The organism is Arthrobacter cheniae, assembly GCF_003602275.1.
GTDB classification, from domain to species: Bacteria; Actinomycetota; Actinomycetes; order Actinomycetales; family Micrococcaceae; genus Arthrobacter_D; species Arthrobacter_D cheniae.
The window spans coordinates 65,471-80,756 of the sequence record NZ_QZVT01000010.1; the positions used below are offsets into that span (position 1 = coordinate 65,471).

Annotated in this window: 17 protein-coding genes; 6 read left to right on the plus strand and 11 right to left on the minus strand. The window is 60.2% G+C overall.

Annotated features, from left to right (window positions below; all coding sequences use genetic code 11):
• The first annotated feature begins 166 nt into the window (after window positions 1-166).
• Both D6T63_RS15865 and D6T63_RS15870 read left to right on the plus strand, forming a co-directional pair.
• On the plus strand, window positions 167-679 hold the full coding sequence (locus tag D6T63_RS15865; protein ID WP_120150027.1) for a hypothetical protein: 513 nt from the start codon (window positions 167-169) through the stop codon (window positions 677-679).
• 173 nt (window positions 680-852) lie between these two features.
• Window positions 853-1,194: a histone-like nucleoid-structuring protein Lsr2 gene (locus D6T63_RS15870; RefSeq protein WP_120150028.1), complete on the plus strand. Its 342-nt coding sequence runs from the start codon at window positions 853-855 to the stop codon at window positions 1,192-1,194.
• A gap of 77 nt (window positions 1,195-1,271) precedes the next feature.
• Here the strand turns inward: D6T63_RS15870 and D6T63_RS19340 are convergent, their stop codons facing one another.
• Window positions 1,272-1,412 carry a hypothetical protein gene (locus D6T63_RS19340; protein ID WP_182977052.1) on the minus strand — a complete coding sequence of 47 codons (141 nt, stop codon included), beginning with the start codon at window positions 1,410-1,412 and terminating at the stop codon, window positions 1,272-1,274.
• Between the two features lie 1,497 nt (window positions 1,413-2,909).
• Here D6T63_RS19340 and D6T63_RS19020 point away from each other — a divergent pair.
• Entirely contained in the window at window positions 2,910-3,923 is a 1,014-nt protein-coding gene (locus tag D6T63_RS19020) for a hypothetical protein (protein WP_147394404.1), read from the plus strand.
• Here the strand turns inward: D6T63_RS19020 and D6T63_RS15885 are convergent.
• From D6T63_RS15885 to D6T63_RS15920, 6 genes are all read right to left on the minus strand, one after another.
• Entirely contained in the window at window positions 3,907-4,623 is a 717-nt protein-coding gene (locus D6T63_RS15885) for an SOS response-associated peptidase (RefSeq protein ID WP_235830796.1), read from the minus strand. The genes D6T63_RS19020 and D6T63_RS15885 overlap by 17 nt on opposite strands.
• Window positions 4,624-4,630: 7 nt before the next feature.
• Window positions 4,631-5,551, minus strand: coding sequence for a hypothetical protein (locus D6T63_RS19025; protein WP_147394405.1), 921 nt, complete (start codon window positions 5,549-5,551; stop codon window positions 4,631-4,633).
• 538 nt (window positions 5,552-6,089) lie between these two features.
• On the minus strand, window positions 6,090-6,533 hold the full coding sequence (locus D6T63_RS15900; RefSeq protein WP_328588683.1) for a helix-turn-helix domain-containing protein: 444 nt from the start codon (window positions 6,531-6,533) through the stop codon (window positions 6,090-6,092).
• A complete protein-coding gene (locus tag D6T63_RS15905; protein WP_235830797.1) occupies window positions 6,427-7,551 on the minus strand; it encodes a tyrosine-type recombinase/integrase in 1,125 nt (374 codons plus the stop codon). The genes D6T63_RS15900 and D6T63_RS15905 overlap by 107 nt, the downstream gene beginning before the upstream one ends.
• 502 nt (window positions 7,552-8,053) lie before the next feature.
• Entirely contained in the window at window positions 8,054-8,467 is a 414-nt protein-coding gene (locus D6T63_RS15910) for a hypothetical protein (protein WP_147394406.1), read from the minus strand.
• Between the two features lie 200 nt (window positions 8,468-8,667).
• Complete coding sequence (locus D6T63_RS15920; protein ID WP_120150037.1) at window positions 8,668-9,045, minus strand: DUF6221 family protein; 378 nt, start codon at window positions 9,043-9,045, stop codon at window positions 8,668-8,670.
• Window positions 9,046-9,195: 150 nt separating this feature from the next.
• Between D6T63_RS15920 and D6T63_RS19030 the strand changes: the two genes are divergently transcribed.
• Both D6T63_RS19030 and D6T63_RS15925 read left to right on the plus strand, forming a co-directional pair.
• Window positions 9,196-9,573 carry a hypothetical protein gene (locus tag D6T63_RS19030; protein ID WP_147394407.1) on the plus strand — a complete coding sequence of 126 codons (378 nt, stop codon included), beginning with the start codon at window positions 9,196-9,198 and terminating at the stop codon, window positions 9,571-9,573.
• A gap of 29 nt (window positions 9,574-9,602) precedes the next feature.
• A complete protein-coding gene (locus D6T63_RS15925; RefSeq protein WP_120150038.1) occupies window positions 9,603-9,935 on the plus strand; it encodes a hypothetical protein in 333 nt (110 codons plus the stop codon).
• A 300-nt stretch (window positions 9,936-10,235) separates the two neighbouring features.
• Here the strand turns inward: D6T63_RS15925 and D6T63_RS15930 are convergent, their stop codons facing one another.
• Both D6T63_RS15930 and D6T63_RS15935 read right to left on the minus strand, forming a co-directional pair.
• A complete protein-coding gene (locus tag D6T63_RS15930) occupies window positions 10,236-10,616 on the minus strand; it encodes a hypothetical protein (RefSeq protein ID WP_120150039.1) in 381 nt (126 codons plus the stop codon).
• Window positions 10,613-11,431 carry a ParA family protein gene (locus D6T63_RS15935; RefSeq protein WP_120150040.1) on the minus strand — a complete coding sequence of 273 codons (819 nt, stop codon included), beginning with the start codon at window positions 11,429-11,431 and terminating at the stop codon, window positions 10,613-10,615. The genes D6T63_RS15930 and D6T63_RS15935 overlap by 4 nt, the downstream gene beginning before the upstream one ends.
• A gap of 141 nt (window positions 11,432-11,572) precedes the next feature.
• Here D6T63_RS15935 and D6T63_RS19345 point away from each other — a divergent pair, with 141 nt between their 5' ends.
• A complete protein-coding gene (locus tag D6T63_RS19345) occupies window positions 11,573-11,719 on the plus strand; it encodes a hypothetical protein (RefSeq protein WP_182977053.1) in 147 nt (48 codons plus the stop codon).
• Window positions 11,720-12,998: 1,279 nt separating this feature from the next.
• On the opposite strand, the gene D6T63_RS19350 is transcribed toward D6T63_RS19345, so the two are convergent.
• Both D6T63_RS19350 and D6T63_RS15945 read right to left on the minus strand, forming a co-directional pair.
• Complete coding sequence (locus tag D6T63_RS19350) at window positions 12,999-13,172, minus strand: hypothetical protein (protein ID WP_182977054.1); 174 nt, start codon at window positions 13,170-13,172, stop codon at window positions 12,999-13,001.
• A 362-nt stretch (window positions 13,173-13,534) separates the two neighbouring features.
• A complete protein-coding gene (locus D6T63_RS15945; protein WP_235830798.1) occupies window positions 13,535-15,154 on the minus strand; it encodes a helix-turn-helix domain-containing protein in 1,620 nt (539 codons plus the stop codon).
• Between the last annotated feature and the right edge of the window lie 132 nt (window positions 15,155-15,286).

Below are 15,286 nucleotides of genomic sequence, written 5' to 3' on the forward strand. Positions count from 1 at the left end.
AGTTACTCAATGCGTACGTCGTGAAGGTCGGTAGATCCCCTTACTCTTTGCTAGGAGTCGCGGAGCGGGGGCGCAGTGATCGTCATGACAAACATGAGCAGCATCGCTTCACTTCTGACCACTATCCACTGTCGAACCATGCGGTTATGAAGTAAGGAGCATTGTAATGGGCATGCTAGCCGATCCTGCTATTGAGAATGTTGTTCAAATCTTCCTGGCAATCGTTACTGTTGTCGGCTTGTGGGTAGCTCTAGCGAACGGGAAAAAGGACCGACAGACAGCGATGGCGCTGGCGTACGCGGACCGCCAGTCCGCTGATGAGCGAGCTGAAAGCGACCGTCGGGATGCAACCAGGGCGATGGAGGACGACCGATTGTTCCTCCGCGAGCAAGCCCAGCTTCAGATGCAACTGAATCATGCCTTGAACATCGTGCAGACGGCCGACAACTACCCGACACGTGACTTCAGCGCAATGAAGCACTGGAGCCTATCGATGCGAGCATCCATCATCGTCCTGGGAGAGGAACTTTTACCTGTCGCCTGGACTGTGTTCATTTCTAAAGAGGCGAAGTGGGACGATATGAAAGACGAGGTTCTCCATGAAGCCCAGGAACTTGCTGTCCGAGTAGCGCGAGAACTGAACTGCCCGTCCTGTTTCCATGTCCATCGCACTCTATGAGTAGTCCTTAGGAAAATAGGCGTCAGTTTTCCCGAATCCCCTGAGGGTTTCCAGTATCAACCTGACGAACTAGTCGCTTACCTTCCGTGAGCACTGAGTTCAGTGCTGATTCCGATTCGCGATACAGTCGTGTATTTGGGGGCTCTATCTAGACATACATCCTAAGGAGAACAATGGCACAGCGTGTACAGGTTGATTTGGTTGATGACCTCAATGGTGAAGTAGCGCAGGAAACGGTGCGCTTTGGTGTGGACGGCACCAACTACGAGATCGACTTGACTAAGGAGAACGCTGAAAAGCTGCGGTCTACGCTTTCCGAGTACGTGGAGAAAGGACGTAGGGCTCGTGGTGATCGAAAGAGTCACGGCGGGCAGCAGTCGGCTTCGATGAACCGATCAAAGCGTGAGGACACGCAAAAGATCCGCCAGTGGGCGCAAGACAACGGGCACAACCCGAGTTCCAGGGGTCGCATCACCCAGTCCATCGTCGATGCGTACAACGAAGCCCAGAAGTAGGCTGGCGTCACCACAGACGCCTGAACTGTCAGAACCAGGACGCCCCGATGAGCGACGTTCATCGGGGCGTTGCTCGTTTAGTTCTTCTCGAGTTCGACCGTTGTCGTCGTTCCAAGCGCGCTGACCTTATAGGAGATGGTTTCGCCCTCGAACATGAAGTCCTTGCTGTCCTCGGTGGATGCCAGCAAAGCAGGGTCGGTGGCCTCCTTGTCCCGCACGGACGTGAATGATCCGCTTTCCTCCGTTGGTGCTTCGAACGTTCCGACCCAGTAGATCGACGTCGTATCACCGCCGTCGGCGACCCACTCGATCGTGATGGTGTCCGCGGTGACCGTGGCCTGCTGGTAGTTTTCCTCACTGTTTGGGTTGCTCTGCTTTCACGCCCCGACCAGATCCGGAACCTGAGGCACATCCTCCGTTACCGACTCCACCGTCTCAGTCGTGGGCGCGTCCGCTCCCCCACAACCAGACAGGGCAAGAGCAGCAGCAAGAGCAAGAAAGGCAATAAATTTTTTCATGACCTCACCCTGACATACCGCTCTAGTCATCCAGAACGAATAAACCGAGCCGATCCGATTACCAAAGTTCAAGCACCGAGCAGCTCAACTAGCTCTTCTGCTCGCGGAAGGACGCGATGATTGCCTGAACCTTCCGGTGCTCGTCCGATCCCGCGTAGTCCTGTGCCTCACGTAACGTGTTGAAGTTTCGGGTCGAGATAAAAAGGATGGTCCGACGAGTCACCCCATTTGAGGCTATGACGTCCGTCTCAACCTGGCCCAGCCCATACATGTACCTGGGCACCATGGTGGACGAGGGTGGCCCCGGGTTGGAAGACATGGACGTCACCATACGAACATTGGCCGGCCAACCGTTCACCTCCCGGTCCCGCGGGAAAGCCGAGAGATCCATGGCGATGCTTCGAACAACGAAGGGTCCGGACTTGGACAACGGTGCCCCAGCTGCCCAATCCCCCAAATAGGTCACAGGACGGTCTACGCAGTTATCAGGCGAACATTCCGCACCCCATGCCACGAGAATGCTTAGGTCCGCCACACGGACGCTTTGCGAATTGATGACGTACACCCCCGCGGATCCGGAGGGCTCATCCACAACAGCCCAACCCGATGGTAAATCGAACGCGTAGTCCACGTCCTCCCACGTCCCGGAGAAGGTCTTTAATGCGGCACCGGACAGCTCATCGTCAGGGATCAAAGTGGGAAAAACCGAAGCTGTACTCGACGGGACACCGGAACTCGTCGACGTAGGAGACGGCGGAACCGCAATCACGGTGGACGTCGGCCCCGGGGCCGGAGTCCCCACCGGCGTCTCAGCAAGTGTTTCAGCAGAGGTTCCAGCCGGTGCGCCCGCCGGCTCTTCACCCGGGGTGAAATCAGTCGTGCAGGAGGAAAGCGTCAACGCTGTACTTATGAAGACCACGAGAACTCCCACACGGGCCGGGTGGAGGCTGTCCATATGCTGCCGTCCTCATGTCGCGTCGAGAGCTTCGCTCGATAGTAGTCCGCAGAGCCTGTAAACCGAAGGGCAAAGCGCAACCCGAGCGAGCTCGAAATGAGCGCCTACCCTCCACTAGAAGGAGGACACCCCTTCGATACCTCCTAACCGGTCATGTATCAAAACACCGGTGCATAACCGGTCCTTTCTGCACACCTTGGAAGTTGACGCCCTAGGCGAATTACCTCAACTACCATCAGCTAATGGGTGAAGAGAAAGAACTACACAAAGAACCGAAGCGAGCAGTCGCTTCGGTAGGTACTGCTCGAACCGGTGGAGAGGTAGTGGTACCTCGAAGGCGCAGCGATGCAACGTATGTACCAAAATCTTCACTCAGGCAGCTAGGACGGGCTGTTGAGCGCTGGAGCGAAGAGGACGCCGTTGGAGTGAGAGTTGGGCGGACCCCACGCGAGTACTTGCTCCTGTCGCTTTCGGACAATCGGGTCGTCGGTACGTTAGACCGTCAGCGAAAAAGGTATTCGCCAAGAAATCTCCCTAACCTGCTCGGTTCTTTAGAACTAACAGTCGGGTCCGATCGACATATCATCCTGGATCCCCAGACGGGGCGTTATCGCGAGCTCAGGACTAAGCCCGTCACCGGGGCAATAAACAAGAAGGTGAAAACAACTACTGCTCCGCAGGTGAAGAGGCGTGCACCTAAAGACGAAGTGCGACCGCTGCGAGCTGTAATCTTCACGGACTCTGAAGATCCAGTAGCAGTTCTGCGGTTGGTTCAGGCGGCTCAAGATGTCATACGTGAGCTGGGCTACTCAGACGTCACAATCGAATCGGTAGAGCGAGGCTCTGTTTGGACCTGGTTGAAGGCGCAGTGGGTTGAGGGCGGTAGGGATCTTGCAGTCGAGAAGCTTGAAAAGGTAGCAACCCAAGCTGAGCATTACGCAGAGCTAGCGACAGTTCAGAAGCTTCAGGCTGAGGTTGACCAACTGAGAAGCGAGTCAGTTGAGCGACTTATCAACTGTCTGAGTCAGAACGAAGCGGATGGTGCGATGGTGTTGGGTTCACTGGTGGTTCTCAAGTACACAGACCAGTCCGGAAAAGCGAGAGTGATCGCAAAGACCCTCTCCCCAAAAGAGGTAGTCATCTGTGAAGAGCACTCTGGCCTCGCGGGTAGCCCCGCAACATTCCTAACAGACCTGGCAACACTTATGGCTCAGGATCAATCCCCGAACACAAAAGCCATCACGCAGGCCGGATAAGTTCCGGACCGTTGTTGCGGACTGATCCGACCTCTTTGCTGACAATGCGCGGCACAAGGTTGGGTTCGGGGATGGTATCGATGAAGTGCTGCACCTCGTCCCGGGCGGTCATGGTCGGATCCAGCCACTGATCCTGCAAGTCCTTCGGGATGATGACCGGAGTCCGGTCATGGATGTGCCCGAGCGCGTCGTGCGCAGCCCGAGTGAGGATCGTCGCGGTCACCAACCACTTGTCCTCTGCGTTCTCCTCCTTGCTCGGGTCGGGCCAGAACTCGTACAGGCCAGCGAAGCCCAGCAGCTGGTGCTCGTCCTCGGCGTGGAGGTAGTGCGGGGTCTTCGTCCCGTCCTCGTTCTTCTGCCACTCGTAGTAGCCATTGGCAGGAATTATCGAGCGTCTCTTGGCGGCTGCGGTGCGAAACGACGGCTTTTCCGTGACCGTCTCGCTGCGGGCATTGATCATCCTCGCCCCGGCCTTCGGGTCCTTACTCCAGACGGGAACGAGTCCCCAGCGTGCTATCTCAAGGCAACGCACCAACTCGTCCTCGCGCAGCTGCTCGGACACGAACGGGATCCCTTGCATCGAGGCCACGTTCCACGACGGTTTCAGCTCATCCTCGAAGGACTCGTCGACGCTGAACGCATCCCGGATAGCGGCCTTGTAGTCGGTGAAAGGTACGTGTTCGCTGATGCATTGTTCCAATAGTTCCTTATCTGAGATGAGGGTAGTGCCGCCATGTCGCTCCGGATTCTTGAGCCCATTTGCTGGCGGTGTTGAGTGAGATGCCGATGGTGTCGACAACGATACGGGCGGGCATTGTGGAGCTCAGCTGGCGTGCCGCTGCTTCCTTCGCTGCGCGTGGTGCAATGCCGATGTCCTTCAGCATTCTGGCCAGGTTTGATTCGGTGATGTGGGTGTTCGGCATGAGTCCGTCGAAGAGCCACATGTCGGCTGCTGGACGATAGATTGCGCGGACCGCCGGCTGTTCAAGGTGGCGCCGCAGTATCTGGTCGATGCTCGGTGGGAGTTTGATGGGTGCGGCCGCGAACCTGATGGTCGTCGCACTAGGCGTGAGTGTCACGTCAGTGAGTTTCAGTCGTGCGCAGGTCGTGAGGGGTTGCGCGAAAACGAGGATGAAGAGTCCTGCCAGCCGCACTGTTGTGTCGAGTGTCGTGTCCCCGAGCAGCCGGTCGACGTGAGCCCATCGTTGCGCTTCGCTCATTGCTGCTCGCGGTCGTAAAGCGCCCTTCCTAGGCGTAGCAAGCGCCGAAGCAATCCCTACTCGGCGGGCCCACGAAACGAAACCACCGAGCCTGTTACCGGTTGTTGATGCTTGTCCTAGGTAGCGGTCGAGGTCGATTTGGGTGATGTCCTGGAGGGTCGTCCCGCGCTCATGAAGGTGTGTCAGGAAGTTCTGGACGACGACAATCTCTTGACGTCGACGGTAGGACTCGCTGGGACGCAGCGGGCGCTGTGCTGCTTGGCGGTGCAGTGCCCGGAGTATTTCCCAGCGGTAGTACTGCTCGATGATGAGTGCTTGCGCGGGTGGGAGCGTGCTGAGTGCTTTCGCGACGTGCACGGTGAAATCGTGGAGTTCGATGTCGATGACGGGCAATGTCCCCGCGTTCATGAGGATCCGGCGGAAGTACCGGATCCGGGGTGAGCGTGTCCAGCGTGTCGTGACTGATGTCCTGCAGATCGTGCGCCATGGCCTGCAGCGTGTTGGAGACTTCGGGGTGCCGTAGCCACCGGGTTGCAGTGCGTTTGTCGGGCACGGTCAGCAAGTGGGTCAGGAGACTTTCAAGTCCTGGGTGGATGGTTTTGTCCGGGCGGGACAGGAGCGTCCGGGCGCGTTCGGTGAGCCGGCATGTGCCGCAGTGGGAGCCGGTGAGTTGTTCCTCCGTCCCGCACCTTTTGCAGGCGAAGCGTGCAGGGACCCCTGCGCACGAGGCGCAGACAATGACCCCCTTGCTGTCGTGGAAGGCCAGCACCTTCACTCTGCCGCACACAGGACATGGTTGTGGACACCGGCGGAGGGTGGAGTAGCAAGGGTTGCAGATGGGCCCACCCAGAAGGGTGTAAGCCGCGGTGATGGTCCGCTGGCATAGGTGACAGTTGCGGGGAAGCATTTGGTGATGTCGTCAGTGTGGTCGTCTGTACGTGGTGGCTTACTCGCTTGGCGGTCGCCGCAGTCGCGCCGGGATAGGGCGGAGCTCCCCGACGGATGCTCCGCTATTCGATGTGCCGGTCCGGCGGGTTTCTCGGACACCTCGTTGAGCGGAACGCACGTGAATGAGGTCGTTTGGTGTGCAGTGCAGGATCTGGCATAGAGCTGCCAGGACTTCCATGTTCAGCCGGACCGGCGGACTGGTCACGAGGCGGTAGACCTGCTCCCGCGACAAGTGAACACCGGCTTCGCGGAGCGGTTCCACCAGGTCAGTGGTCTTGAACATCCCCGCTGTTGCCATGTGTTCTCTGAGGTGCCAGGTGAACGCCTGCTGGGGGTCATGAAGTGGCATGGGAGCTTCCATAGATACGGGAGAGGGCTTGGGCGATGACGCGGTTCTTATAGTCATCGCCCACGGAGGTATAGATGGCGGTGGTGGAAGCATAGAGGTGCCCCACCTGATCTTGAACGAACTTCTCTGAGTATCCCCACTCAATGAGATTGGTGATGTACGTGTGGCGCAGGCAGTGCAAGCTCAATTCAGGTGGGAGTCCCGCTTCATCGCGGATCTCCGCGAACCGCTGCGCGAGGTAGCGGTCAGAGACGCGTGTGCCCCGCTCGGTCGGCCACAAAGCCCGGCCATCGGAGGTCGGCTTGGTCGTCGCGAAGCGGCTGCGTCCCTGCTCAACCCACTGCTGAAGGCCCTCGATAGCCCAATCGAATTCCGGCACGGTCAACACCGTGCGCCTTTTCGGACCGGACCCCCGAGATCCTTTCCCCCACCGCACCTGGACGGCACCGAAAGATTCGAACCGGGGCGCCGCAGGATTCGGACGAAGGTCAGCCGTATCAAGCCCCAACACTTCTGCCCTGCGCAGGCCGAAAGCGTAGACCGTCTTAAAGATCTGAGCATCACGAAGGGCGGCCAGCCCACCCTTTTTCCCGGTAGCGACGATCAAGTCAACCCGCTGGTCCGCGCAGGAAAAGAACGCTTCGAGTTCCTCGAAGGTCAAAGCGCGCCGCTGGGCCCGACCCTCGTACTCGAGTAGGTGAACAGTGGTGTTCCAGTCATGGCAAATCTGCTGCGGAGCACTCCCAAATCTCGCCTCACACTCCATCATCCACTCATACCGACCATCAGTCAGGTATGCGCAGAACGCACGAACCACCCCGTGATAGCTCCTAACAGTGGACCGGGCCAAAGGCTTTCCGCGGCTCGTAAGATGGACGGTGAAATCCTCCAGATCCGTTGCAGTCCACTGCCAGGGACTCCTCTCACAAAACAGCGTGAAGCGTCGAATCAAACCAATCCGAGTGTCGATACCCTGCCGGTTCAGACCACGGCTCAACTGCTGGTTACGCCACCCCTGCAACATCGCATCGAACACGAACGCTTCCTCATGAAGCGGTACGACGTTCGATAGCAACCGCATCGAGGAGTCGGGCCGCGTAGAATCCTTCACTTCCGCAGTGTTGCATCTAATGCATCATTGATGCAACGAGTAGCCGTAAATCCATTCCCTCACTAGCATGGTTGATGCACCATGAGTAAATGGGCTTTGGTCGAGACGACCGGGACACTTTACGTCGACTATTCCTGCGTCCGCCACGCCCATCGGCTAGGACGCCACCGTTCGCCGCCGCACCTGCACTCCAGATCGATCGGCTCGACACTCCGTCGGAGGGTCTTCCCGTGGACCATGATCACGCCCGTCTCATAGTGCCATCGGGATCACGTTTTGCGCGGTGGTATGTCGCTGGTGAGAACGACTTGCCCCAGGAAGCCATCTACGCACGTCAACGTGATGAGGAAACGGCTGTCGTTGCGACCGTGGAGTTGGGTGAGAAGCTTCGCACGATAAATGCTGCCGCGCAGGAACACGTTAGACGGCACGAAGGGCCGCCCTAACTCTAATCGTTGGCATTTGCGCTACAGGGTTCGTCTCCGCGACAGGGGCTGGTCGGTCAGCCGGGAGACGATGAGGTGGAACGCCCAAGTCGCCATTCGTGACCGTCCACCTGAATCCTCAGCGTTGCCACCTCACCCCGCCGAAACAACTGCCGCCGCTTCTCAATATGCCCCTCCCCTTGAAGGTAGGCGCGCATCACCAAGCACAGCTTCCGGACTTGGACCTCCTTTTCTTCCTCGACGTCGTCATAGTCGAAGAGAATCGTCTGGACATTCAGTTCGGGTATGAAGGCGTCCATCCACTCATAGCTGGCTCTGATCCTCGCTGTGCGGCCCTCGTTTGGGCGCCAGAACATATGCACTCCGTGCAGCCCTGGATTGTCCTCGGAGGTGACATCTACGACGACATACTTCTCGTCAAATACCTCGGCTACTACACGGTGCAGCATGGTTCGGATGTCAATCGTCATGACGGCAGTCTCTCAGTCCGATCGTCCGCTGAAGGATCGGCAGATGACACCTCATCGCGCCGGTAATAATGCCGGTTCTGCCAGCGATTACGAAGCGTCCACACATGCCCGACATTCTGCCCGTTCCAGCTGACAGTGCGAGCATGCCGGAACAAGCCTTGCTAAACAAGGCTTGTATTGCAAGCTTTGTTTAGCAAGGCTTACGCGGCCCATTGCCGTGAGTAGTCGGTGTGCTCACGCCAGGGCAGGGCCAGCAGCTCGAGGATCGTACGCATGTAGTCCTGCTCCCCCGCCGGCTCATAGTCCCAGTCGATGCTCTGCACATGCGCGACCAGGCGCTGTTTCGCGGCACAGTCCGCGATGACCTTCTCCGGGCTCTGGTTCATGTTGTGGCAGGCCAGCGGATCAAGCAGCAGCTCGTGGCCGGCGACGTCGACGGACCGACCGGCGTCGGCCGCATGGCAGTTCCTAGTGTGGGCGCCGAGGATCCCACCGGCTCCTGGGTCGTGAAGTGCCTGGTAGGCGAGGTCGTGGTCCTCCGCGACGCGGGCAAGGATGAAGGCAGCGAGCTCGTCCATCCGACGAGCCTACGATCCGATACTGGGACTAAGCATCAAGGCGTTCCTCCCCCACTGCACCAGTCCGCGCACAGCTTCCCAAATAATCGAACCTGTGTTCTATTTTAAAGCCTGTACAAGGGACGACAGAGGATCAGGACGGCACGGACAATGACAGCACAACCAGTCGACAGACCACGCACCACGACTACCGAGCAGGACGCGCAGGGGCCCGACGCACCGGCTTGGCATGTGCTCGATGAGGTCGCCGACATCCGGTTCCTGCCCTCGGGGATGCCGCTGGCGCTGCGCTGGCGGGGCTGCTTATGGCAAATTATCGGTAAGCCAGTGTCATGGTCCAGCTCGAGCAGCTGGTGGGAACCAGCCACCACTCCCCTCGGTGGTCGAGGCAGCATGCTCACGACCAAGTTCTGGCGGTTCCAGGCACAGACCGGACCGGCGTCTCCGGTACTGGAGTTCGATATGAGCGCGGATCCGCGGTGGCAGGACTGGCGGCTGCGCCGCGTCGCCAGCGTCGACGGGTTCTGAGCCGGCGGTAAGCAGGACGTGGCCGGCCCATGGGGTCCAAACGGTACGGCGAGCATTACGCCAGGCTGATGGACGATCGGATCGAGGAGTTCGTCATGCGCGAGGAGCTGATCATGCTCACCGCGGCCGAACTCGACGTCGAGAATTGCCAGCCCACCGATTTCCCGGAGCCACGCCGGGTATACGCATGGGTCCGCTACCCGTCGAAGGCCATTCGGGTTCAGGCGAACGCGATCACGTACACGCGCACAGCGGTGAAGATCCGGTTCCTCGAACCGCTCATCAAGATCCAGCGTGAGGGCTGGGTGTGGCTGAACGCGGTCACGCCGGCACCCGACGAGGAGGACGAGCATCCGGCGTAAGTCGGAGCTCCTATAGGCAGGATAAACCCGCTGCCGGTTCGCGCTGCGGCCTCCTGCCCACCCATGTACGGCACAAACCCCCCCGCTCCGCTGCTTGTCCCGCACACACCTGGACAGCAGGAACCACTCTTACGTCTGCACACACCCACCACGTCACCGACAGGGGTCAGCTCGCCCTAAGCAGGTGCTGGCTGTGCACAGCCTCCCCTAGAAACATGGCTTAGTTCTCAACCAAAGAAACAAGGCTTGTTTTGAAAGGCTTGTATTGCAAGCCTTTCAAAACAAGCCTTGTCGCCTCGATCAGGAAAAGGGGCGTCCGCGGCGGAACTCGCCTTGGTGGGACTCGTAGGGCTGGCCGTCGTTGAACTCCTCGGCCAGGCGCTGAACTTCCCGCTCCACGGCGGCCTGAACGAGCCCGGCGAAGCTGCGGTGCCCTCCGGGCTTGCCGCTGGTCTGCAGGACAGCTGACTTCGCCTTGCCGATGACGCTGCCCGACAGCTTCACGGTGACGGACTTCGTCTCGTCAGACGCGGCGGCTGGTGGAGTCGGGGGCGCCTGCGGTTCAGGGGCTGGGGCAACCTGGACGGGCGGGGCAGCCTGGGCGCCGGTGTTGATGTTCTCGATGTTCGCTTTGAGAGGGCTGCGACCTGCGGGGCGGCTGCGTTCGGGCGTTGGGCTCATCGTGCGGCTTCCTTTGCGAGGTTCTGGATGGTGGCGGTGAGCTGGTCGTAGACCTCCGTCATGGTGCGTCCTGCGGCCGTGCGGTAGTCAGTGATGGATGCAGCTGCACCGGAAGCGTCCTTATAGACGGAACGCTCGGGGATGATTGGCTGGAGGACTTTGCCGGGCGCAATCTCCTCAAGGCCGTCGATCTGGAATTTGTGTTCCCCGATCTGCGATCGGAGACGGGAGACGATGATGCCGGCCAAGTACAGCGAGGGGTTAGCGAGGTCGATGGCGTGGGCTTCGATGAAGTCCCGCACGCGCACGGCTCCCTCGATGGAATCGAACTCGGGTTCCGTGACGATGAGCACGCCGTCAGCTGCTGCGAGGCCGAGCTGAGTCAGGTGCCCAAGGGACGGCGGCGTGTCGATGAGGATGAAGTCATACCGGTCATCGGTCCACCCGGTCAGGGCGCGGACCAAACGGCGCTGTGCTCCGACGGCTCCGGCTTCGCTGATCCGGTTCTCGAGGTCGGGGCGGGATGGCAGCAGGTCGATGGAAAGTGGTGAGCCGTCCATGTGGGTTCCTGCGCAAGTGACCACGGCGTCTTCGCCGACACCGTTCTCGTTCGCTTTGATCGCCTCGGAGATAGTCGGGACGGGGTTCGCATGGTCGAAGCTCCAGCCGAGCCTGCGCGAGGCGTTTGCCTGGGGATCGAGGTCGACGACAAGGACTTTTTGCCCTGCACGCGCCAAGCCAAATGCCAGCTGTGTCACCACGGCGGTCTTGCCGACTCCGCCCTTGTTGTTACTCACTACGTAGCTGGTAGTCATCGTCTCCCTCTGCCTTCGCGGTCAAACAAGCCTTGTATTGCAAGGCTTACAAAACAAGTATTGCTAAACAAGGCTTGTAAAACAAGTATTACAAGCCTTGTTTAGCACTGCCGTCGAGCAGCCCGCTCATAAGCTGAACTGGTGATTGTCACAGGTGTGGTCCGAGGGAACGAGCTAGACCAGGTCAGCGCCGAGGGTGCGACCTACGAAGAAGCGAAGGATCTGATGCTTTCGCGCGTGCCCGAAGGGCAGCAGCTCATCGCGATCCATACGGACCGGGACTCGTAGAACCTGACTGTCGGGGGAGGCCGCTACGGTGTGCCGGTGACTTCAGCTCCCCGCCCTGGTTGGCATGGCATACCGCCAAGCGCCGACCGGTATGTGCCTCCGCTGCAGCTCGACCCACTCGATAAGCCGACAACGGAGCCGGAGAAGGCACCTGCCCTGTGGGTAAAGCTGGAGTACCCGAACGGCCGGAAGCAGACGGTGAAGGGCTTCGCAATGGCATGGACCCCTGATGCGGTGTACGCGCAGTGGGTGGAGTTTTCGCGGGCTCGTGAGGCTTGGGTGCGGCCGGATCAGTGCCGACGGCGTGAGATCCCGGTCAAGAATCGTTTCGGGACCTGATCGATATAGTGCGCAGCTGGGAAGTAGCGCAGGCGGGGGAGGTAATGAGCCTCTTCCAGGAAGGCGCTACCTCGCCTTTTCAACCAGCGTGTCGCCCTCGACCGGTTACAAGGCGGAAGTCTCCCGCAGCTGGGCGGCAATAACTCTTACCGATTCAGGGTCGTCCTGCCACCGTTCCCCGGTACGGGAACAAGCATGGAAATTAAGGACTCCTGATTCTTTTGCCGCTGCCTCCAACTCGTCCCAAGCATTCGCCAAATCTTCCAGGGCTGCCGGGGATGGTGCAGCGTCATCGACAGGACCTACGTGACAGGCAGAGGTAGTTGTGCCCTCCGGCGAGATGGTGGCTTCTCGTTGGGGCGTCTTGTTCATCAGGGAGTTGAATAGGCGCGGCATCTTCATGCCCTCAGCCTAGGCCTGCTGACCGGACACGCTATTTTTCCTTGTGCCGGCCACCTAGGGGTGGAGGCTGTGCACGTTCACCGTTCGCTTGGGGCGAGCTCTCCCGTGTCGGTGAGATAGGTGGGGGTGTGCAGACGGTCAGATAGGTTCTTGCTGTCCAGGTGTGTGCGGGACAAGCAGCGGAGCGTGGGGAGCTTGTGCCGTGCACAGGTGCGGCAGGAGGCACGCTGAGAGACCAGGGGCCGGGTTCTGACCTGAGGGTGGTTGTGAGGGGGGGGTGCAAGGCGTCGCTGGGGGGTAACGCCCTGCACCCCATCGGTCGTCGGTTCGGCGGTCTCAAGACCGAGCGGACAACACATCTACGTAATCATGAGTCTCTGACAGTTCACTGAGTTGCATGCTTGTCGGAGTGACTGTGAACAGTGCTGGCGTTTTGCTGTTCGGCGGGAGGACCGCCGGCCCCGCGGATGAGCGGGCGGGCCGTCGGTCGGTTGGCTCAGTACTTCAGTACGGGCCGCTGTGCACTTTTGAAGACGTCCTAGACGTCTTCGACGGCCACTTCGGCGGCGTCGGCTATAACGTCGAGGTCTTGACCATGGACCATTGCAGCGGTGATGGCTTCTTCGAGGTCGAGGGCCGCGGAGTCCAGTTCAAATTCGAGCGACTCCTTATTGGCAGCCGCTATACGGATGCGGTGAAGATCGTCGTCCATCTGCGCCTCGATTCCGGGAGGGTTAGCTAATCCGTGTGCAGGACCGTCACTCAAGGATTACGCACCTGCGGCCCTGCACACGGGGCTCTGCCGGGTTCCAAGGGGGTTTCAGTGCCCAGCACAGCTGATCCCAGTCCATCACACTCCGCAGCTGAGAGTGAGCGAAGGCAGAACGCGTGAGGAACGATCGGGGCGGCACGTACAGGACACCATTGATCAGTGACGACCTGGTGCCCTGCACGCGATACGTGCCGCACCGGCAGGAGAAGGCATTCAAACCGCTGGTGCAACAACTCCCAGTGCATCATGCCGCCACGGAACGGGTCTACCAGGGGCAGCCCTTAGCCAGTGCCAGCGGCGTGTTATGCAGCGTGTTTGGCTACGTTCCAGACAGTGCGGTGCAGCTCGTAGTCGTCCTCAATAGGTGGCAGCCAATACTCGTCCACCTCTGGGTCGTGCAGTTCGTGTTTGACCAGCTGGGGGACGCGGTGTCGGTCGAGCCAGGCGTGCCAGTCGGCGCGTTCCTTGCGGTACCGGGTGAGCTGCGTGGAAAAGTCGTCGGTGGCTCCGAGTCGGTCCGCGAGCTGGCGGAGGTTGGTGGTGGTGTTGATCTGCCAAGCGCCGTGGTGTCGGCGGATCATGCCAAGGTTTTCCATGGTGGATAGGTGGCCGCTGAGGGTGTTGCGGCTGATTCGGGTGGTGCTGGCCAACTCCGTGGTGGTGGGGGAGTGGCGAGCCCGTTCGATGCCTTCGTAGGCCAGGGCTGCGACATTACCGAGGACCCGGAACACGGGTCGGATGCCGTAGATCTTCCCCTTCCGCCACGGTAGTGCCCGTGCGAGCTGCTCGAAGTGTTCGGGCAGTTGCACGGCGTAGAGGTCCGCGTTGCGGCCACGGCCACGACCGACGCGAGTCAGGATTCCGGATGAGTGTTCCTCGAGGAGGCGTAGCAGGCGGGCGATCGTCGCGTAGTGGCTTCCTGTGGCGAGGGCAAACGACCTGCATCCGACGTCGATCATGGTGCTTTCGGTCGTACGGACGTAACCGAGGATCGAGCGCATGAGTGGTTTCAGCGACACTGCCACTCGTCCGAGGGCTTCTAACTGTTGATCGAATACGGCATACAGAACCACTTCGAGGTCATTGACTAGTTGGTGGACTGAGGCTGCGCTTGCAGGCGGTGTGTCGTTGGCTCTGCTGGAAGGTGCGGGGTAGGGGGGTGTGGGTTGGGGGTGGCTTGTGTAGCAGTTAAGGGCATGGTCTTTCCCTGTGCTGGGGATGAGTGCTTTTGAGGTGCCCTTGGTGGTCGTCCATGCTTGGGCGTTCGCCCATTCGCGTGTGAGGAGGCGGTCTGTCTTGGTGCCGTAGAGGGCTGTGAGGCCGGTGAACTGACCGGTGGTCATACCGGCGTGTACCTGGTCGATGGTCCAGTGGCAGGCAGCGAAGTGGTTCAGGACGGCCATGCGGGCTTCTGAGTCGCTGGTGTACCGGGAGGTGTCATAGATACCGGTACGGGCCACAGTGCGTAGAACGGAGTCCTTGCGGCCGCCGGCGCCTACAGAGCCAGAATTGGGTTCGTCGGGTGCAGCTGGAGCGCGGAGAGCGAGGGTGGCGGCCGCCGCGCGGGTCTGCCGGTTCTGTTGTTCGCGCTCCACGCGGTGCAGTTCCGGCGCCAGAGTCTCACGCAGCGCGGTCAGAGCCGCCGGTGGGTTTCGATGAGTGAGGATGCGGTGCGCGTCGGTGAGGGGCGTGACGAGCATCTGGTGGCCGCCGCGCTTGTGGGCGGAACCTGGCACGCGAATACAGCCGTCGGTGACGTTGCGGTGCGGGCTCGGGTCGATGCTCGGTGTCAGGTAGCGCAGCGCTTCGATGAGCTGGCGGGCTTCCGCGGCAGGAATGGGTTGCTGGAGGGGCACGTACAGGTGCCGGCCACCACTGGGGGAACGGTCCTCGACGTAGGACACACCGGTTGAGTCCAGCACCTTCCGGAGTTGGTGGGCGTGAGCTTCCACGACAGCCGCACGGGCACCGGCGGACGTATCAAGGTCAAGACACAGTGTGTGAGCATTGCCCGCGGTGTCGTGCACCATGACCGCGGCAGGACGCTCGGGCAG